General features: G+C 39.7%; 15 protein-coding genes. 5 read left to right on the top strand and 10 right to left on the bottom strand.

Annotated features, from left to right (window positions below):
- Position 1: 1 nt before the first annotated feature.
- Genes ureE through EAL87_RS00725 form a run of 4 tightly spaced genes read left to right on the top strand, consistent with a single transcriptional unit; the run spans position 2 to position 2,709 of the window.
- Positions 2-514 carry an urease accessory protein UreE gene (gene ureE, locus EAL87_RS00740; RefSeq protein ID WP_120912580.1) on the top strand — a complete coding sequence of 171 codons (513 nt, stop codon included), beginning with the start codon at positions 2-4 and terminating at the stop codon, positions 512-514.
- Positions 515-564: 50 nt separating this feature from the next.
- Positions 565-1,284, top strand: a complete 720-nt coding sequence (locus tag EAL87_RS00735; protein WP_120912691.1) for an urease accessory protein UreF — start codon at positions 565-567, stop codon at positions 1,282-1,284.
- Positions 1,285-1,312: 28 nt separating this feature from the next.
- Positions 1,313-1,912 (top strand): urease accessory protein UreG, encoded by a 600-nt coding sequence (gene ureG / locus EAL87_RS00730; protein WP_000238758.1) that lies wholly within the window; start codon positions 1,313-1,315, stop codon positions 1,910-1,912.
- Complete coding sequence (locus EAL87_RS00725) at positions 1,912-2,709, top strand: urease accessory protein UreD (RefSeq protein WP_120912579.1); 798 nt, start codon at positions 1,912-1,914, stop codon at positions 2,707-2,709. Before ureG ends, EAL87_RS00725 begins: the two co-directional genes overlap by 1 nt.
- A gap of 85 nt (positions 2,710-2,794) precedes the next feature.
- On the opposite strand, the gene EAL87_RS00720 is transcribed toward EAL87_RS00725, so the two are convergent.
- The 10 genes from EAL87_RS00720 to EAL87_RS00675 all read right to left on the bottom strand — a co-directional run bounded on the left by EAL87_RS00720 (position 2,795) and on the right by EAL87_RS00675 (position 12,712).
- Positions 2,795-5,221 (bottom strand): FtsK/SpoIIIE domain-containing protein, encoded by a 2,427-nt coding sequence (locus EAL87_RS00720; protein WP_120912578.1) that lies wholly within the window; start codon positions 5,219-5,221, stop codon positions 2,795-2,797.
- Complete coding sequence (locus EAL87_RS00715) at positions 5,214-5,567, bottom strand: hypothetical protein (protein WP_120912577.1); 354 nt, start codon at positions 5,565-5,567, stop codon at positions 5,214-5,216. Before EAL87_RS00715 ends, EAL87_RS00720 begins: the two co-directional genes overlap by 8 nt.
- 1 nt (position 5,568) lies before the next feature.
- Positions 5,569-5,994 (bottom strand): SMI1/KNR4 family protein, encoded by a 426-nt coding sequence (locus EAL87_RS00710; protein ID WP_120912576.1) that lies wholly within the window; start codon positions 5,992-5,994, stop codon positions 5,569-5,571.
- On the bottom strand, positions 5,964-7,352 hold the full coding sequence (locus tag EAL87_RS00705) for an HNH endonuclease (RefSeq protein WP_120912575.1): 1,389 nt from the start codon (positions 7,350-7,352) through the stop codon (positions 5,964-5,966). The genes EAL87_RS00710 and EAL87_RS00705 overlap by 31 nt, the downstream gene beginning before the upstream one ends.
- 9 nt (positions 7,353-7,361) lie before the next feature.
- Complete coding sequence (locus EAL87_RS00700) at positions 7,362-7,622, bottom strand: type VII secretion protein (RefSeq protein ID WP_120912574.1); 261 nt, start codon at positions 7,620-7,622, stop codon at positions 7,362-7,364.
- A gap of 15 nt (positions 7,623-7,637) precedes the next feature.
- On the bottom strand, positions 7,638-8,207 hold the full coding sequence (locus EAL87_RS00695) for a hypothetical protein (RefSeq protein WP_120912573.1): 570 nt from the start codon (positions 8,205-8,207) through the stop codon (positions 7,638-7,640).
- Entirely contained in the window at positions 8,204-10,624 is a 2,421-nt protein-coding gene (locus EAL87_RS00690; protein ID WP_120912572.1) for a hypothetical protein, read from the bottom strand. Before EAL87_RS00690 ends, EAL87_RS00695 begins: the two co-directional genes overlap by 4 nt.
- Positions 10,625-10,634: 10 nt before the next feature.
- The gene (locus EAL87_RS00685) at positions 10,635-11,384 is read right to left on the bottom strand and encodes a coiled-coil domain-containing protein (RefSeq protein WP_120912571.1); all 750 of its coding nucleotides are present in this window, start codon (positions 11,382-11,384) and stop codon (positions 10,635-10,637) included.
- Entirely contained in the window at positions 11,385-12,176 is a 792-nt protein-coding gene (locus EAL87_RS00680) for a hypothetical protein (protein ID WP_120912570.1), read from the bottom strand.
- Positions 12,177-12,502: 326 nt separating this feature from the next.
- Entirely contained in the window at positions 12,503-12,712 is a 210-nt protein-coding gene (locus EAL87_RS00675; RefSeq protein WP_000849021.1) for a hypothetical protein, read from the bottom strand.
- A gap of 327 nt (positions 12,713-13,039) precedes the next feature.
- On the opposite strand from EAL87_RS00675, the gene EAL87_RS00670 reads away from it, so the two are divergent.
- Positions 13,040-16,597, top strand: coding sequence for a bifunctional proline dehydrogenase/L-glutamate gamma-semialdehyde dehydrogenase (locus tag EAL87_RS00670; RefSeq protein ID WP_120912569.1), 3,558 nt, complete (start codon positions 13,040-13,042; stop codon positions 16,595-16,597).

The raw sequence follows: 16,597 nt of genomic DNA, 5'->3' as shown, positions 1-16,597 counted from the left end.
GATGATCATAGAGCGTTTGATGGGCAATCTAAGGGATTTTAACCCCTTGGATTTCAATGTGGATTATGTGGATTTAGAATGGTTTGAAACGAGGAAAAAAATCGCTCGTTTTAAAACCAGACAAGGCAAAGACATAGCCGTACGCCTTAAAGACGCTCCCAAGTTGGGTCTCTCTCAAGGGGATATTTTATTTAAAGAAGAGAAGGAAATTATCGCCGTTAATATCTTGGATTCTGAAGTCATTCACATCCAAGCTAAGAGCGTGGCAGAAGTAGCGAAAATATGCTATGAAATAGGAAACCGCCATGCGGCTTTATACTATGGCGAGTCTCAATTTGAATTTAAAACACCATTTGAAAAGCCCACACTAGCGTTACTAGAAAAGCTAGGGGTTCAAAATCGTGTTTTAAGTTCAAAATTGGATTCCAAAGAACGCTTAACCGTGAGCATGCCCCATAGTGAGCCTAATTTTAAGGTCTCACTAGCGAGCGATTTTAAAGTGGTCATGAAATAAATATAGAGGATAGAGGAAAAAGCGTGAAAAGCACTAAAAAAAGCGTGGGTATGCCCCCAAAAACCCCAAAAGCAGACAACAATGCTCATGTGGATAATGAATTTCTGATCTTGCAAGTCAATGATGCGGTGTTCCCTATTGGCTCTTACACGCATTCTTTTGGGCTAGAAACTTACATCCAGCAAAAAAAGGTTACCGATAAAGAAAGCGCTTTGGAGTATTTAAAAGCCAATCTCTCTAGCCAGTTCCTTTATACGGAAATGCTGAGCTTGAAACTCACCTATGAAAGCGCTCTCCAACAAGATTTAAAAAAAATCTTAGGGGTTGAAGAAGTCATTAGGCTATCCACAAGCCCCATGGAATTACGATTAGCCAATCAAAAGCTAGGCAATCGTTTCATTAAAACCTTACAAGCCATGAACGAATTAGACATGGGTGCATTTTTTAACGCTTACGCTCAACAAACTAAAGACCCCACCCATGCCACTAGTTATGGCGTTTTTGTGGCGAGTTTGAATATTGAATTGAAAAAGGCTTTAAGGCATTATCTTTATGCGCAAACTTCTAACATGGTGATCAACTGCGTTAAAAGCGTCCCACTATCTCAAAACGACGGGCAAAAAATCTTATTGAGCTTGCAAAGCCCTTTTAACCAGCTCATAGAAAAAACCCTAGAACTAGATGAAAGCCACCTGTGTGCGGCAAGCGTTCAAAACGACATTAAGGCGATGCAGCATGAGAGTTTATACTCGCGCCTTTACATGTCTTGAATTTTAATCTCAAATTGAAAGGAATTTTATGGTAAAAATTGGAGTTTGTGGTCCTGTAGGAAGCGGTAAAACCGCCTTGATTGAAGCTTTAACGCGCCACATGTCAAAGGATTATGACATGGCGGTCATCACTAATGATATTTACACGAAAGAAGACGCGGAGTTTATGTGTAAAAATTCGGTGATGCCACGAGAGAGGATCATTGGCGTAGAAACAGGAGGCTGTCCGCACACGGCTATTAGAGAAGACGCTTCTATGAATTTAGAAGCCGTAGAAGAAATGCATGGCCGTTTCCCTGATTTGGAATTGCTTTTGATTGAAAGCGGAGGCGACAACCTTTCAGCGACTTTCAACCCAGAGCTAGCAGATTTTACGATTTTTGTGATTGATGTGGCTGAGGGCGATAAAATCCCCAGGAAAGGCGGACCAGGAATCACGCGCTCAGACTTGCTTGTCATCAATAAAATTGACTTAGCCCCCTATGTGGGAGCGGACTTGAAAGTCATGGAAAGGGATTCTAAAAAAATGCGCGGCGAAAAGCCCTTTATTTTCACGAATATCCGCGCTAAAGAAGGTTTAGACGATGTGATCGCTTGGATCAAGCGCAACGCTTTATTGGAAGATTGATGAACACTTACGCTCAAGAATCCAAGCTCAGGTTAAAAACCAAAATAGGGGCTGATGGGCGGTGCGTGATTGAAGACAATTTTTTCACGCCCCCCTTTAAGCTCATGGCACCCTTTTACCCTAAAGACGATTTAGCTGAAATCATGCTTTTAGCGGTAAGCCCTGGCATGATGAGGGGCGATGTGCAAGATGTGCAATTAAACATCGGTCCAAATTGCAAGCTAAGGATCACTTCGCAATCCTTTGAAAAAATCCATAACACTGAAGATGGGTTTGCCAGCAGAGACATGCACATTGTTGTGGGGGAAAACGCTTTTTTAGACTTCGCGCCTTTTCCGTTAATCCCTTTTGAAAACGCGCATTTTAAGGGCAACACCACGATTTCTTTGCACTCTAGCTCCCAATTGCTCTATAGTGAAATCATTGTCGCAGGGCGAGTGGCACGCAATGAGTTGTTTAAATTCAACCGCTTGCACACAAAAATCTCTATTTTACAAGATGAAAAACCCATCTATTATGACAACACGATTTTAGATCCAAAAACCACCGACATGACAAACATGTGCATGTTTGATGGTTATACGCATTATTTGAATCTGGTGCTTGTCAATTGCCCCATAGAGCTGTCTAGCACGCGAGAATGGATTGAAGAGAGCGAAGGAGTGGATGGAGCCGTGAGCGAAATCGCTAGTTCTCATTTATGCCTAAAAGCTTTAGCGAAAGGATCAGAACCCTTGTTGCATTTAAGAGAAAAAATCGCTCGCACAATCACGCAAACCATCACGCCAAAGATTTAAAAAGCGCTTCAAAAAGATTAAATTAAGATTAAATTTCTTTAGTCTTTTTAACCCCCCTTTTTTTTGATCCCCCTTTTTTTTGATCCTATAAGCTGAAAGGCCTGAATTCAGTGTGGCTGTCTTTAGAAAGCTCTATAAAGAGCGCATTGTGTTCGCTTGGTGAGGGTAAACCGCTTTTGAGAGCGTTTAAGTTTTCCCCATTGCACTTAAAGGCCAGGCATTGCTTGAAGTGGTTGTTTAACAATTCTTTTAACTTGTCAAGATGGTAATTAGCTTTAATCTGTTTGTAGTCATGCGCAAAGATGATGCAATATTGCTCGTTGTCGGTGGCTTTTTCTAAAAACGATCTTAATTTTTCCACCCCTATTTTATCGTGCAACTCTTTGGCTTCGTTGAGATTGTCTATCACAAGCACGCTATTAGGGTTCATGGCGGTGTCTAAAACGCTCCCTAGAGGGCTTTGCATGGGCGTGATGTGGTGTTTTTTCAACGCATCAAGTTCTCTCACAAGGCGTTTTTCGGCGTTGTAGAAGAGCAACTCTTTGTTAGCAGTCTTGAAATTTTGAGCGAAAAGCTTCATTAAATCGATGCGAGCGTTTAAATCTTGGCTCACCACCAACAAATGCGATTCGTTGTTTTCAAACTCTACTATCAAGTCCTTTTGCTCATAATCCACTTCTTTGCCCAGATGCAAACGCATTTCATTAGCCTTAAGGGTGTGGGGCATTTTTAAAGGTGTCTCGCCATTATAGATTTTACGATCTATGGGTGCAAGATTTCTTTGGTTAAATTCTCCATGGATTTTTTTGATAAACGCTGTGAAATCATCAGGGGCTTTAGGGATACTCATTTTGGTGTGGTATTTTTTATGCCCTCCGTTGTTGTTGAAAATGCCTTCTGGTTTTTGAATCTCACAAGCTACATCATCGTCTAAAATTTTAGCGCTGTCTTCTGCATCCATAGGCAAAGCGATTCGGTTAGCGATTTGAGCCTTAATGCTACTATCAATTTCACCGCCTCGCATGGTTTGAGTGGCTAAAACTAGATGCACCCCATAGCTGCGGCCCTTTTTAAGCAGAGTGTTTAAAAATCGTTCCACGCTCCCTTTCATTTGAGTGGATTTATCGCTAAAAAGCACCTGAAATTCATCAACCACTACAATCAATCTAGCCATTTTTTCATGCTTTCGGTAATCGCTTAAATCTTTCACCTTAAACTGTTTGAACAGATTAGATCTTTTTTCCATTTCACCGCAAAGCCAGCTTAAAAAACTGACACCAAAACCCACCGAACTCGCCACGCTCACCAACCTCGCATGCTCTAAAATCGGATCTGTGTATGCGTTAAATTCCACTCCCTCTTTATAGTCTAACAAAAAGAGTTGGACTTCATCGGGGTCGTAGTAGAAAGCTAGATTTTGAATCAACACATGCAAGAAATTGGATTTCCCGCTCCCGCTACGCCCGCAAATGAGCGTGTGGTTTTGCGCATTACCGATTTCAAAACACACTTCCTTATGGTTAATATCCCACCCCACCGGCACGCTCACTTCATACTGAGAGCTTTTAGTCCAAAATTCTTTGTCTCTTTGTAAGTCTTTCAACTCCCTTTTAACTTCTTTTTTTTGCTTGTAATACGCTTTGATCTTATCAGCGAAGTCTTGCATGTGCTGGGATTTAACGCCTTGATCGTTGATCACTTCCACATTAAGGTATTTAAAGCGTTCAAAACTTGTCGTATCTTTAAAAAACTCCGCATGTTTTTTCAGATCTTCTACGGATTTATTGTTTTTTTCGCTCTCCAAATTGACAAAGCTCAAAACCCCATTTTTAGAGCCAAAACGCATGATTTTTTCCAAATAATAAAGCGCGTCTTTACTCAAAGCATCTACCCCGCTTAAAAAAAGCGCTTTTAAAGGCAAGCGGTCTTCTTTTTCTTCATTATAATGCGCAAAATCTCTAAAGCCGGCCAATTTTTCTTGCAAATTAACCTTTAAATATTCATACAAATGCTTTAGGGCTTCTTCTATTTCCTTGCTTTCGGTTAAAATCCTTCGCTGGTAAATAAAATCATTGTCTTTATGTAAAAGTCTTCTGGCCAGATTGAAAATACCCCCCAAGCTCAACGCATCAATCAAAATCACTTCCAATTGCACTAAAGGCGCGCTGGAGAGTAAGCGCATGAGCATTTCTCTCAAAAACTGCCCGTCTTTTTCATGCTCTATATACAAGTTTTTAGGAGGAAAAGGATAAACTTTAGGCAATAAAAATTCCATGTTAGCGCCATTTTTGCCTTTAATATGCAATAAACCACAGCTTAAAAATTTAGGGTAAGCACTCGTTTCATTGAATTGTGGCGCGTCTATGAATTGCGCTTGAATTTGCCTGATGCTCTTTTGATACTCTTCTATTTTTAGAGTGGACGGCTTGAGAAAGCTCTCTGGCTCTTTTTTAGCAACAACCTTATCTAAGGCGTCGTCTAATTCTTTTAATAAATTACCTGCATCAATCATCTCTATCCTTAGATTTCAAGTATTCATCATAGCGCCTCTTAGCTTCTCTTTCATGCTCTTTGGCTTCACGCATAAGCTTATCAATTTCGCTTGGTGAATGGAAATTCATATCAATTTGCTTCTCCAAAGACTTGGCTTCTTCAATTTGCTCGTTGATTTTTCTTCTTTGGTATTGAGTGTCTTGCTCTAAATTTTCTAAGTCATGCGCGATTTTTAGCATCTCCTCTAGCACCTCACTTTTGAGTTTCTGCTCTAAATCATCTTGCATGGCGTTTTCTGTGAGATCATCGCAAATCTTTCTTAATTTATTGGTGCAACCCTCCAAAAAAACTTTATGAGAAAACATTTTAACCCCTTGATTCCAGTTTTTTTAAAAACATTTTAAGATTTAATAGCGCTTTTTTTGAGCCATCATCGGTGTCTAAAAACAGCACCACATCAGTAGTCGTATTCCAAAGATAATACCCCCCATACCCGTCATTAGCAAAGACGATTTCTTCAGGTTCTAAAAATTCTTTCAAGCTCTGCATGAAATCAACAAACAAGCCCTTGCCCTCTAAATTGAAGTTCAAAACATGCTTGAATGTGTAAGATTCATTGCCCACCATAAAGGAACGCCATTGGCTAAAACCATAGTTTGATCGTTTGATAAAGTCCTTAAACGCATCGCTAAAGCCTATTTTTAATCGCTCTTCTAAATCGTTCAACGCATTCTCATTGAGCGGCTCTACAAATTCCCAATTCAATTCTGTGTTTGTAGGAATTTCTCCCATAGTTTGTATCCTTTCGTGTGTTTCACGCCTAATAATAACTCTTCTCCCACCAACGCCATATTCCCTAAAACATTCGCGTCAAAATGCCACAAATACCCCCTAGGAATGAATCCTTTTGCGATCTGTTCCAACTCTGCCGCGTCAAAGCCCAAATTGTTGTCTTTAAGCGTAGCTTCTAAAGCCTTTAGGGCATGATGAGCGCATGCGGTTTTACTCCAATCTTCTAAAGGCACAATGACGCTAAAAACGCTATCAAATTCCGCTAAACGCAAATCATTGAATCTGACCTCATCAGGGTAGGGATTTTGCTCATCTACAATAAAGTCCGCTTTACGGCTTTCTAAAAACTCTCTATACTCCAACGCTTTTTGCGTATAATTTTCATTCCGTTCTAAGATAGGCGCTATTTTTTGGCTCAAACTTTCTGTAGCGCGCTCCAACTCTGTTTCCAAATTATCAAAAGCTTCATTAATAGCGTTCCAATCGTTAGGGGATTCTTTGATTTTTTCCGCAAAATCTTGTAAGGCTTTCTTACAATTTTTAACGCAATGCTTTTTGGCTAGAGTCAAGCTCTCATTATAAGAAGGCACGCCTAAAGAACTCGGCATCAAATCCTCTAAACTCTTTTCAAATTCTCGCTCTTTAGAGGCTTTAGCGCGATCCCTATGAGAAAAAGCGCTGATCTTATCTTTCAAATCAGCGTATAAAGAAAAGCTAAAATCTTCCCTTAAATCCTTCAAGCGCTCATCAAAAACGCTTTTTTTAGGGCTATACACAATCTTAGGGCTTTCAAAATCGTATTCCTTTAAAACGCCTGGGGTTGGAAAGTTGTATTCGTTATCTATCGCCGCGCTCGCATAGTTCAAACGCCTGATAAATTCCTGGTGTTTATCGGTATAAAAGTGCAACATCTTTTTAACGCTCTCCCAAACCCCATCCACAAGCTCCACGCTCGCTTTGGCTTGAGTGGAGTAGATTTCAAGCATTCGTTCTAATAACCTTACATTGTGTTCCCATTTTTCTATATTGTCTTCCATAAGGTTTAAGCCCTTTTCACAAGCTTCAGCGCCTAATTTAACAGGAGGGAAAATAGTCGAGACTGCATCACAAACACCTCCACAAAAATCTAAAACAGATCCCCAAAAGCCCTTTCGCTTTTTTATGGCTGCGTTTAATTTTCCTATGGCTTTTTCCAATTGCATTTCAATTTTTCTGTGCTCTACTAGGATTCCTCGTGCGTAACTATCAAGATTGGTGATAAATTGAAGACACCTTTCTTCTTGCAGGGATTCTTTAAAATCCCTGCATTTTCTAACGATTTGTCTGACTTCTTCTGTGTCCGTTTTCCATTCAGCCATAAATTATCCTTAATAATCTTCTTCTAAAACCCTAATCCTCTCTTTAAGCCATGCGATTTGCTCTTGCGCGGCTCCATCAAACTCGTTGAAAGTGCTTCTCAAGTTGTCTAACACCTCGCTAAATTTGTCTCTTCTAGCGTCTTGCCATGATTCTAAATTATGGAAATGATTACTCAAGCTATTCACTTCCTCTCTTAGTAGCTCTTTAAAGCGTTCTAAATGCCCTACAAATTCTCTGACCTCTTCGGTATCCATTTGCACTTTGCTCATCGGTTGTCCTTTCTTTTAAAAATTTTCTTCATTAGAATCAGGCTTTTTATCGCCGCTGATTTTGATGCTCCCACCCCCATAGCTAGGGGGTGTTGTGGGGCGAACCTCTAGCGTTTCGCCTCTTTCTCTTTTGTATTTTTCTTGCTGGCTTTGGTGGTATGTTTTCATGCTGTCTATCACGATCGTTTTGTGATTGCTCCCTAAATCAGCGTTAGTGAGCAATTTTTGAGTGCCATTACCCAAGCTATTAGAACGCTTGTCTTCTATCTTAAGAGACAAATTCAAGCCCTTAAAATTCTCCAAAGCCTCCACTAACGCTACCACAAGCTTCCTGTCCCAAATGGAATTTTTCAAATCCTTACACAAGGAAAAAACCTCGCTTGAAAACGGGTAGTCATACAAAAACAAAAGGTCTAAATTTTCTAAAAATTCCAGATTGCAACGCTCTTTAAAACTTTTCAAAAAGCCCTCTTTTAACGGCGCAAAGCCTTCCGTGATAGGGATTAGCCCCTTGTCTTTAGTGTGTTTAAACACCATAACGCTTTCTTCAATCACGACAAACGCGTAAGCGTTCTTAGCCATCATAATTTTTCTGCCTCGCTTTCATAGATTAATTGGCCGTCTTTAAACAGCCCCACTTTAATGCTTTGGGAATCCACGCAACACACTTTCACATCCACTTCTTCAACCTCTTCTAGCGCTATGGAAATCATTTGCGTATCTTTAATGTTTAAAGTGTTGGTGTTGGCTAGGGCTTTATCGCTGTAGCGTATCTCTAACTCATCAAAGCCTCCCCATTCCTCTTTAGTTTGGAAAATCTGGTATTCATTAGGCTTTAAAGAATCCCTATGGATTTTAGCGTGGAATTTCCCCTCTATCTCAATGCCTAAATCGTATTTAAACACAGGATTGGCGCTTATAGAGGGCATTTCAATCCCTTTAGCCTTGTCCCTGCTTTCTAAAAGCCCAAAAGCCACCCCGGTTTTGCAAGTGGGCTTCAAATAAGCGGGCGTGTTAGAAACATCTTCTCCTGTAAGCTCTAAAATCTGTTTGTCTGATTTTTCTGTGCCTAGCGGCTCGTAAATGATGAATGTGAAATCATCTTTAGAAGTCTTTTGCTTGTAATCTTTGAGCTGCTTTTCTTTAGCGTTTTCAAACGCTTGCTTGACTAACACCGAACGGCTCGCGTTCCCGCCTAAGAAAATGTGAAACGCCTTGCATTGATCGTCAATGTTTTCAGCCATCACTTTAGAAAATCCGGCAAAGAAATTGGCAACGCCTTCATTGATCTTGTCTTTTAAGAGGTTTAAAAGCTCTTTGCAATCAACTTTAAGATCGCATTCTGTTTCTACCCCATTCCTATCCAACAGCATGGTTTTAAAATCCTTTTCAAAACTCTCTATGCTAAACTCTTCATTTTCTTCTATCGCTTCTATCATATCAGCGTCTAAATTTTCTAAAAAAGGGCGTAATTGAGAAGCGATCGTTTGCAAATTCAAGCGCGCTTCCCTGGAATTTTGCATAAACGATCCAAAGCGTTGCGTATCGATCCTGTCATAGTTAGGCTTAGCGATGACAATGTCTTTTGCTTTTAGCGTTTGAAAGTTTTTTGCATACACTTCCCAAGCCAACAATTCCAATAAATTCTCACCGCCTAAATATTTATCCCCTCCACTGCTGAAATGCGTCATTTTGTAAAGGAATTTAGGGTTGGCGCTTTTTTCCCATTTGCCAAAGTCAAAATCCGTCGTCCCGCCCCCAAAATCAAACACCCCGTAATAAACCGGCTTGTCTAACTTCTCTGATTTAAAAAACCCATAGCTTTTTAAAGCGCTAATGGCATACGCGCAAGGCTCGCTCGCTCTCAATTCCACTTTGAAAGTTTTAGCCGTTTTTTCATCGTCAAAAACATGCCTGGGTAAAGATTTTTTCAAGCCTTTTTCAAAACTCTCTCTGATTTTTTCAGCCTGATGCTTTTCATACTTGATGGGGTAGGATAAAAAGTATTTCAAAAACACGCCATTTTCCATGTTGTTGATGCAGCGGCCAATATAGTAAGCATAGATTTCTATGGGGTTAAAATCCGCGCAATTAGTGAAGCTTTCTAAAGAAAAATCCTCTATGAGATCCCTAAAATTCCGTTTTTCATCCGCTCCAGCCCATTGCTTCAATTGAGAAAAAAACCGATACAAATCATTCCCTTTAACGCCTGTAGCGTTCCTTTGGGCTTCATGCGCCACTTCTATATCGTTCTTTTCTGTGAAAGGGCGGTGATCTAAAGCGTTGTATTTTGTAATAAATTTTTCTTTATATCTAAACTCCATGATCGTAGGGTTTTCAAACTTGGTTAGGCTTGCGTCATCTACTAGCCCGCCAATAGAGAGCAAGCGGTATGTTCCTGTCTTATCCATATAGCTTGCGGTCGTGCTTTTAGTCCCAAAGTCAATAGCGACAACGCCCTTGTTTAAATCCTTCAAGCTTGAGCGCGCATAGAAGTTCATTTCTTTGCTGTTTTCGTCTAAATTATCAAACCTAAAGGTTACGCTTTCTTTAGGCACGCTAGGCACCTCTAAATCCCAATGCCCTCCGTTTAAATCAAGCAATTGGCTTTGGCTATAGCTCCTAAGACCTACTGCTACACTATCTACATTGAGAATCAATTCTTTAAATTTTTCAAAATCCACATCCACATCGCTAGTAGAAACGATCTCTAAGGCTTTTTCTATTTGCTCATTAGTGATCTTTTCAGCTTGCGCTAAACTCTCTATGAATTTTTGATTGTCATCAGAAAGATACCTTGAAGAAGTCTCATTATTAACGATCGCATGAAGCACCCACAGCACTTGCTTGAACTTGATTCTCTCTTCTTCTGACACTTCTTTTTTGAAATGGATCGGTATTTCTTCATTGAATGCGATCTTATTGTTTAAAGACAGATCGCACAAAATCTTTACTAACGGGTGGTCAATAGGCAGTCTTAAACTTTGTAAGGGTGTTACCATGATATTTCCTTTATTGTGGTTTTTGTGGTTGCAATGTGAAGAGTTGCTCATTCAAGCCATCAACCTTCTCTTTGAGGGCGATGTTCTCTTCTTCTAATTTTCGGTTTTGGCGTTTTAAATCCTGGTTTGCACTCGCTAAACGCCTGTTATCCAAGTCCAGATCGCTTTTGTCTATAGTCGCTAAGCTCTTCAAGCACGCGATTTCTCGCTCCAGCTCGGTTTTTTCTTTGGCTGTTTTTTCTTTAGTTTGTGCTAATTGAGCGTTAGATTTTTCTAAAGCTTGCCGTAATTGGTTGTTAGTATTTTCTAAATTTTTCTGAGCGCTTTCTAACTTTTTGAGTTTGTCGGTTAAGTGTTGGTTTTCTTTTTTTAAATTAGCGCATCGATCTTCTAAAAACCCAAGTTCACCTTGCAATTGCGCTCGCTCTTGCTTGAGGCTGCCCTGCTCTTTATTGAGCGCGATAACTTGGTGGTTGAGCTTGTCGTTTTCGGTTTTCAATTCGGTGGTTTTCTCAGTCAGCGCGGCGTTTTTATGGGTTAGCTCGGTGTTTTCTTTAGTGAGCTTTTCTTTATCTTGCCATAATTGTTTGTTAGTGTTTTCTAACCCTCTGATGTTTACAGATAAGTTTTCGTTTTCTGTGAATAACTCGGCGTTTTTGTTTTCTAGCTCGGCGTTTTCATTTTCTAACTCACCGATGCGGGCTTCTAATTCTTCTCTGATTGGAGAGAAGCCAAACCATTTTTCAATGAGCCCTCCCATTTATGATCCCATATCCACGATAGTGTAACATGCTATTTTTTTGTCGTATGTGTAGCCTCTTAAGACCACTCTTTGCATCTTTTGAGAAGTGTTTTGCTCTGGGTATAGCGTTTTGCATGAATGGTCATAAGTGCTTGGCTCTTTCAAACGCTCAAATTTATTGTCCTTAATGTATTCAAAAAGCAAATCAAACAATTCAGCTAATTTCTCGCCCTTATCGCTCCTCTTATCGCTTAATTCTTGGCTCGCTTTGTTATAAAGGCTTTCTAAATAGTATTTGCTATCGCTAAGAACAGATGCAATCAAATCCATTGCGCTGTGAGTGGTTGCTACAAAATTAAAATTCAAGCGATCTTTGACCTCCAAAAAGACTTCATAGAGTTTTTCTAATTTTTGGTATGGAGCGTGCTTTCGCTCTAGCTCGTTTAATTTTTGGCTCGTTTGTTCGGCTTGGCTTTTTGCATTTGATAGATCTGTATTGAGATTATCTTTTTCTTTTAATAACTTGGCTTTTTCATTTTCTAAAACTTGCTGAGATTGTTCTAACGCTTTCACTTGCTTTTGTAATTCAGCTTTGTCTTTGGTTAGATTTTCTTTGTCTTTAGTTAGATTGTCTTTATCTGTTGTTAGAGCGGTGTTTTGGCTAGCTAGCTTATCTTTTTCTCTATTTAGTTTGGCGTTTTCTTCTTGGACTTCTTGGACTTTTTTAAGCTCTTTCTCTTTTTTTAAAGCGTCTTTTGAGTTTTCTTGGGTGTCGTTAGAGGATTTTCCAAGCGAAAAGAAAGAGCCTATAAGATGAGAGAGTTTTCTAAGGGGTTCAAAGTCTTCTAATTTAAGATCTTCTAATTTTTTAATGCGATCTTTGAGATCTCTAACACAATTTAAAAGCTCTTCAGTTTTTAAAGGCTCTTCATTATTGGGGGGGTGGAAGCAGTGGGATTTGAAATATTTGGTTTTTCTATTTTCTCATTATTCGTATTTTCTACAATATGAGCACCACTCGTAAGAATATCTCCTTTTGTATCATATCAATGTTAATAAAATTGTTATTGTAATTTGAGAAAACTTAAAATGAGCTTTATTTTTCCCCCCTTTTTTTTGCCCCCTCTAACAAACCCCTAGAATGTAGAATCCCAGTGGTTTAAGTTAGAAGAATAAGGGTCAAAAAAGCCCTTAGGCATGTATTGCACTTCTTTTTTGGTAGAAGCGTCTTTTGAAGAATGGTCTTTAGGGAGACAAGCGAAACGCTGAGTATCAAAGCTAGAACAACCGCTCAATAACAACGCACCGAGTGTGCCAATCATAATACCATTTTTAATTGTTTTCATTTTATATCCTTTGTTTTGTAAAATTTGTTATAAATCCGTTTAATTTAAAATCGTTTAATTGAATAAGCTAAACTTTAAATTACACGATGCGAATATTATAATTCATTTTTAAACGAAAAGTAAATGAAGCTAAAAACAATACAAATTATCACTCAAATTCTTATCATTGTGTAAAAATGCGTGATAAACTCAAAAAGGTTGGAATGAGAATTAATTACCACTAAAATAAAATTTAAAATTAAAAAACATTACCAACCCATAAGACTTAAAGCCACCCGCTTAAAACATGCTACAATCAAGCCAAATTCTTAAATAAAAGGTAAGCTCATGCAAAAAATCATTGACGATTCATTAGAATTGGCTAAAAAGTTGCAAAATCGTATCAGTCAGCATTTGAGCGAACAAGAAAAAGCGTTCCACTCTAAAATGCAAAAGCTTTTAAACAACCCTGAAAACAAAGTCATGCTCATAGAGCTTATGGATCGGAGTTTCAGGTGCTTGGACAATAAAGCCCGCTTTGAAATGATTGAGCATGTTTTGGACAAATACAAAAGCCGTGAGATTTTTTCTCCGTTTGAAAAAGTGCTTTTAATGGGGTTTTTAAGCTTTGGGAAAATGCTCCCTGATATGAGCGTGCCTTTCTTTGTCAATAAGATCAGAAGCGACACAAAAGCGATGGTCTTGGATCAAGAAGAGGATAAATTAAAAGAGCGGATTTTAAAAAGAAAAAATGAAAACATCGTTTTGAACGTGAATTTTATTGGCGAAGAGGTTTTAGGCGAAGAAGAAGCTCATGCTCGTTTTGAAAAATACTCTCAAGCCCTAAAATCCAACTACATCCAATACATTTCCATTAAAATCACCACGATTTTTTCTCAAATCAATATCCTTGATTTTGAATACTCTAAAAAAGAAATTGTCAAACGATTAGACGCTCTTTACGCCCTAGCTTTAGAAGAAGAAAAAAAGCAAGGCATGCCTAAATTCATCAATTTAGACATGGAGGAATTTAGGGATTTAGAGCTTACGGTGGAGTCTTTTATGGAATCCATTGCTAAATTTGATTTGAACGCCGGAATTGTGCTGCAAGCTTATATCCCTGATTCTTATGAATATTTGAAAAAACTGCACGCTTTTTCTAAAGAAAGGGTTTTAAAAGGGTTAAAACCCATTAAAATCCGCTTTGTTAAGGGAGCGAACATGGAGAGCGAAGAGACTATCGCTTCTATGAAAGACTGGGCGTTACCCACATTTTCTAGTAAGCAAGACACCGATTCTAATTACAATAAAATGCTGGATTTTGTTTTAGAGGGCGACAATTATAAATACATTCATATCGGCGCAGCGAGCCATAATATTTTTGAAATCGCTTATGTCTATATGCGCATCCATGCCCTTAATGACCCTATTGTGTTGGAGCATTTTAGTTTTGAAATGCTAGAGGGCATGAGCTTGCAAGCGAGCCAGGAATTAAAAGAGATGCACAAGCTCATTCTTTATGCGCCGGTGTGCGATGAAGCGCATTTTAACAACGCGATCGCTTACTTGGTGAGGAGGCTAGATGAAAACACCTCAAGCGATAATTTCATGAAAGCTTTCTTCAACCTCAAAGTAGGCACGAGCGAATGGAAAGACCAAGAACAACGCTTTTTAAACAGCCTTAAAGGAATCGCCGCTTTAGACAACGCTACCCACAGGACCCAAGACAGAAACGCCAAGCAAACCGGCCACACCACCTACCCAAACCACTCCTTTAAAAACGAAAGCGATACCGATTTTATTTTAAAAGCCAACCGAGAGTGGGCTAAAAAAGTGCGCGAGAAAATGCATAACGCTCCTATTTTAGAGCTTTACCCAGAAATAGATGGGAGGTTTGAAGATCCTAATTTAACCCCCTTAGAAGTCTTTGATAAAATCCATCATAAAAAAATCGCCAGCGTGCATTTAGCGGATAAGGAAGCGATTTTAAAAGCCCTAGAAGTGGCTAAAAGCGATAAGAGCCATTTCAGCCAAAAAAGCTTCACAGAAATCCATGCTTTATTGAGTCAAACCGCCCAGCTTTTTAGAGAAAGAAGAGGCGATTTAGTAGGGATTTCCGCTTTAGAAGTGGGTAAGACTTTTGCTGAAACGGACGCTGAAGTGAGCGAAGCCATTGACTTTTTAGAGTTTTACCCTTACAGCTTAAGGGTGTTGCAAGAGCAAAACACAAAAACCCAATTCACCCCTAAAGGCGTGGGCGTGGTCATCGCTCCATGGAATTTCCCTGTGGGTATTTCTGTAGGCACTATCGCTGCCCCCCTAGCCGCTGGCAATCGGGTGATTTACAAGCCCTCAAGTTTGTCTAGCGTAACGGGTTATAAGCTTTGTGAGTGCTTTTGGGATGCGGGCGTGCCTAGAGATGCGCTCATTTACTTGCCCTCTAAAGGGAGCGATATTAGCGAGCATCTTTTAAAAGATGGAAGCATCCAGTTTGCCATTTTAACCGGGGGCGAAGACACCGCTTACAAAATGCTAGAAGCTAACCCCACTCTAGCCTTGAGCGCTGAAACGGGCGGTAAAAACGCCACCATTGTGAGCAAAATGGCAGACAGGGATCAAGCGATTAAGAATGTTATCCATTCAGCTTTTAGCAATTCGGGGCAAAAATGCTCCGCCACTTCGCTTTTAGTGTTAGAAAAAGAAGTTTATGAAGATGAGAATTTCAAAAAAACTTTGATAGATGCGACTCTAAGCCTTAGCGTGGGCGATCCTTTTGATTTCAAAAACAAAATCGGCGCTCTAGCGGACAAGCCTAATGAAAAGGTCATCAAAGCCATAGAGGAATTGAAAGGCTATGAAAATTACGAAATCCCTGCAAGCTTTGTGAATGATAACCCCTATTTGATGAAGCCAAGCATCAAATACGGCACTAAAAAAGGCGATTTCACGCACCAAACCGAGCTTTTTACGCCCATTTTATCCGTGATGAAAGCGCAAGATTTAGACGAAGCGATAGAAATAGTCAATTCTACCGGTTACGGGCTGACTAGCGCGTTAGAGTCGTTAGACGAAAGGGAGTGGGAATATTATTTAGATCGCATTGAAGCCGGTAATATCTATATCAACAAGCCCACCACAGGAGCGATCGTTTTGCGCCAGCCTTTTGGGGGGATTAAAAAATCCGCTGTGGGGTTTGGGAGGAAGGTGGGTATTTTTAACTATATCACGCAATTTGTGGATATCCATCAAGAAGAAGAAGATGAACACGCCCTAAAAAACCCCTTAAGCGAAGCTTTAGAGGGCTTGACTCAAAAAGGCTATGACGAACACACGCATGAGTTGAAGCGCGCGATTTTTATGGCAAAGAGCTACGCTTATCATTATAAACATGAATTCAGCCAAGCTAGAGACTATGTCAAAATCAGAGGCGAAGACAACCTTTTTTCCTACACTAAAGTTAAAAGCGTGGGCTATCGCATCACCGAAAAGGACACTTTAAGCGATATGTTGGGCGTGGCTTTAGCGTGTTTAATCTCTCAAATCCCTTTAACGCTCAGTGCAGAAAATGAACGAACGAACAAAGATTTAACGTTTTTTTTAGAATGCTTGAAAACGCTCCGAGCAAACGCCCCTATTGTTTATGAAAGCTTGCAAAAATTTAGCGAGAAATTGAACGCTTTTAGTCGTGTGCGTTATCTCAAAAGCGGTTTGGATTTATTGCACGAGCAAGCGAGCGCTTTAGGGATGGTTTTAGCCACGGCTAAACCATGCTTGAACGGGCGTTTTGAATTGCTGTATTACCACTTAGAGCGATCGGTTAGCATTTCGTATCATCGTTATGGGAATTTAGGCTCAAGGGTTTTAAGGCAACCCACTTGCCACAAGTCATGCTGCGCTGAAAAATAA

Source organism: Helicobacter pylori, assembly GCF_003636935.1.
Lineage (GTDB): Bacteria > Campylobacterota > Campylobacteria > Campylobacterales > Helicobacteraceae > Helicobacter > Helicobacter pylori_CH.
The sequence above is the reverse complement of the archived record's forward strand: the minus strand, read 5'-3'. Positions and strand labels throughout refer to the sequence as shown.

Coding starts and splice junctions, on each gene's coding strand:
- ureE (WP_120912580.1), top strand. CDS start 2: ATGATCATAGAGCGTTTGATGGGCAATCTAAGGGATTTTAACCCCTTG.
- EAL87_RS00735 (WP_120912691.1), top strand. CDS start 565: ATGCCCCCAAAAACCCCAAAAGCAGACAACAATGCTCATGTGGATAAT.
- ureG (WP_000238758.1), top strand. CDS start 1,313: ATGGTAAAAATTGGAGTTTGTGGTCCTGTAGGAAGCGGTAAAACCGCC.
- EAL87_RS00725 (WP_120912579.1), top strand. CDS start 1,912: ATGAACACTTACGCTCAAGAATCCAAGCTCAGGTTAAAAACCAAAATA.
- EAL87_RS00720 (WP_120912578.1), bottom strand. CDS start 5,221: ATGATTGATGCAGGTAATTTATTAAAAGAATTAGACGACGCCTTAGAT.
- EAL87_RS00715 (WP_120912577.1), bottom strand. CDS start 5,567: ATGTTTTCTCATAAAGTTTTTTTGGAGGGTTGCACCAATAAATTAAGA.
- EAL87_RS00710 (WP_120912576.1), bottom strand. CDS start 5,994: ATGGGAGAAATTCCTACAAACACAGAATTGAATTGGGAATTTGTAGAG.
- EAL87_RS00705 (WP_120912575.1), bottom strand. CDS start 7,352: ATGGCTGAATGGAAAACGGACACAGAAGAAGTCAGACAAATCGTTAGA.
- EAL87_RS00700 (WP_120912574.1), bottom strand. CDS start 7,622: ATGAGCAAAGTGCAAATGGATACCGAAGAGGTCAGAGAATTTGTAGGG.
- EAL87_RS00695 (WP_120912573.1), bottom strand. CDS start 8,207: ATGATGGCTAAGAACGCTTACGCGTTTGTCGTGATTGAAGAAAGCGTT.
- EAL87_RS00690 (WP_120912572.1), bottom strand. CDS start 10,624: ATGGTAACACCCTTACAAAGTTTAAGACTGCCTATTGACCACCCGTTA.
- EAL87_RS00685 (WP_120912571.1), bottom strand. CDS start 11,384: ATGGGAGGGCTCATTGAAAAATGGTTTGGCTTCTCTCCAATCAGAGAA.
- EAL87_RS00675 (WP_000849021.1), bottom strand. CDS start 12,712: ATGAAAACAATTAAAAATGGTATTATGATTGGCACACTCGGTGCGTTG.
- EAL87_RS00670 (WP_120912569.1), top strand. CDS start 13,040: ATGCAAAAAATCATTGACGATTCATTAGAATTGGCTAAAAAGTTGCAA.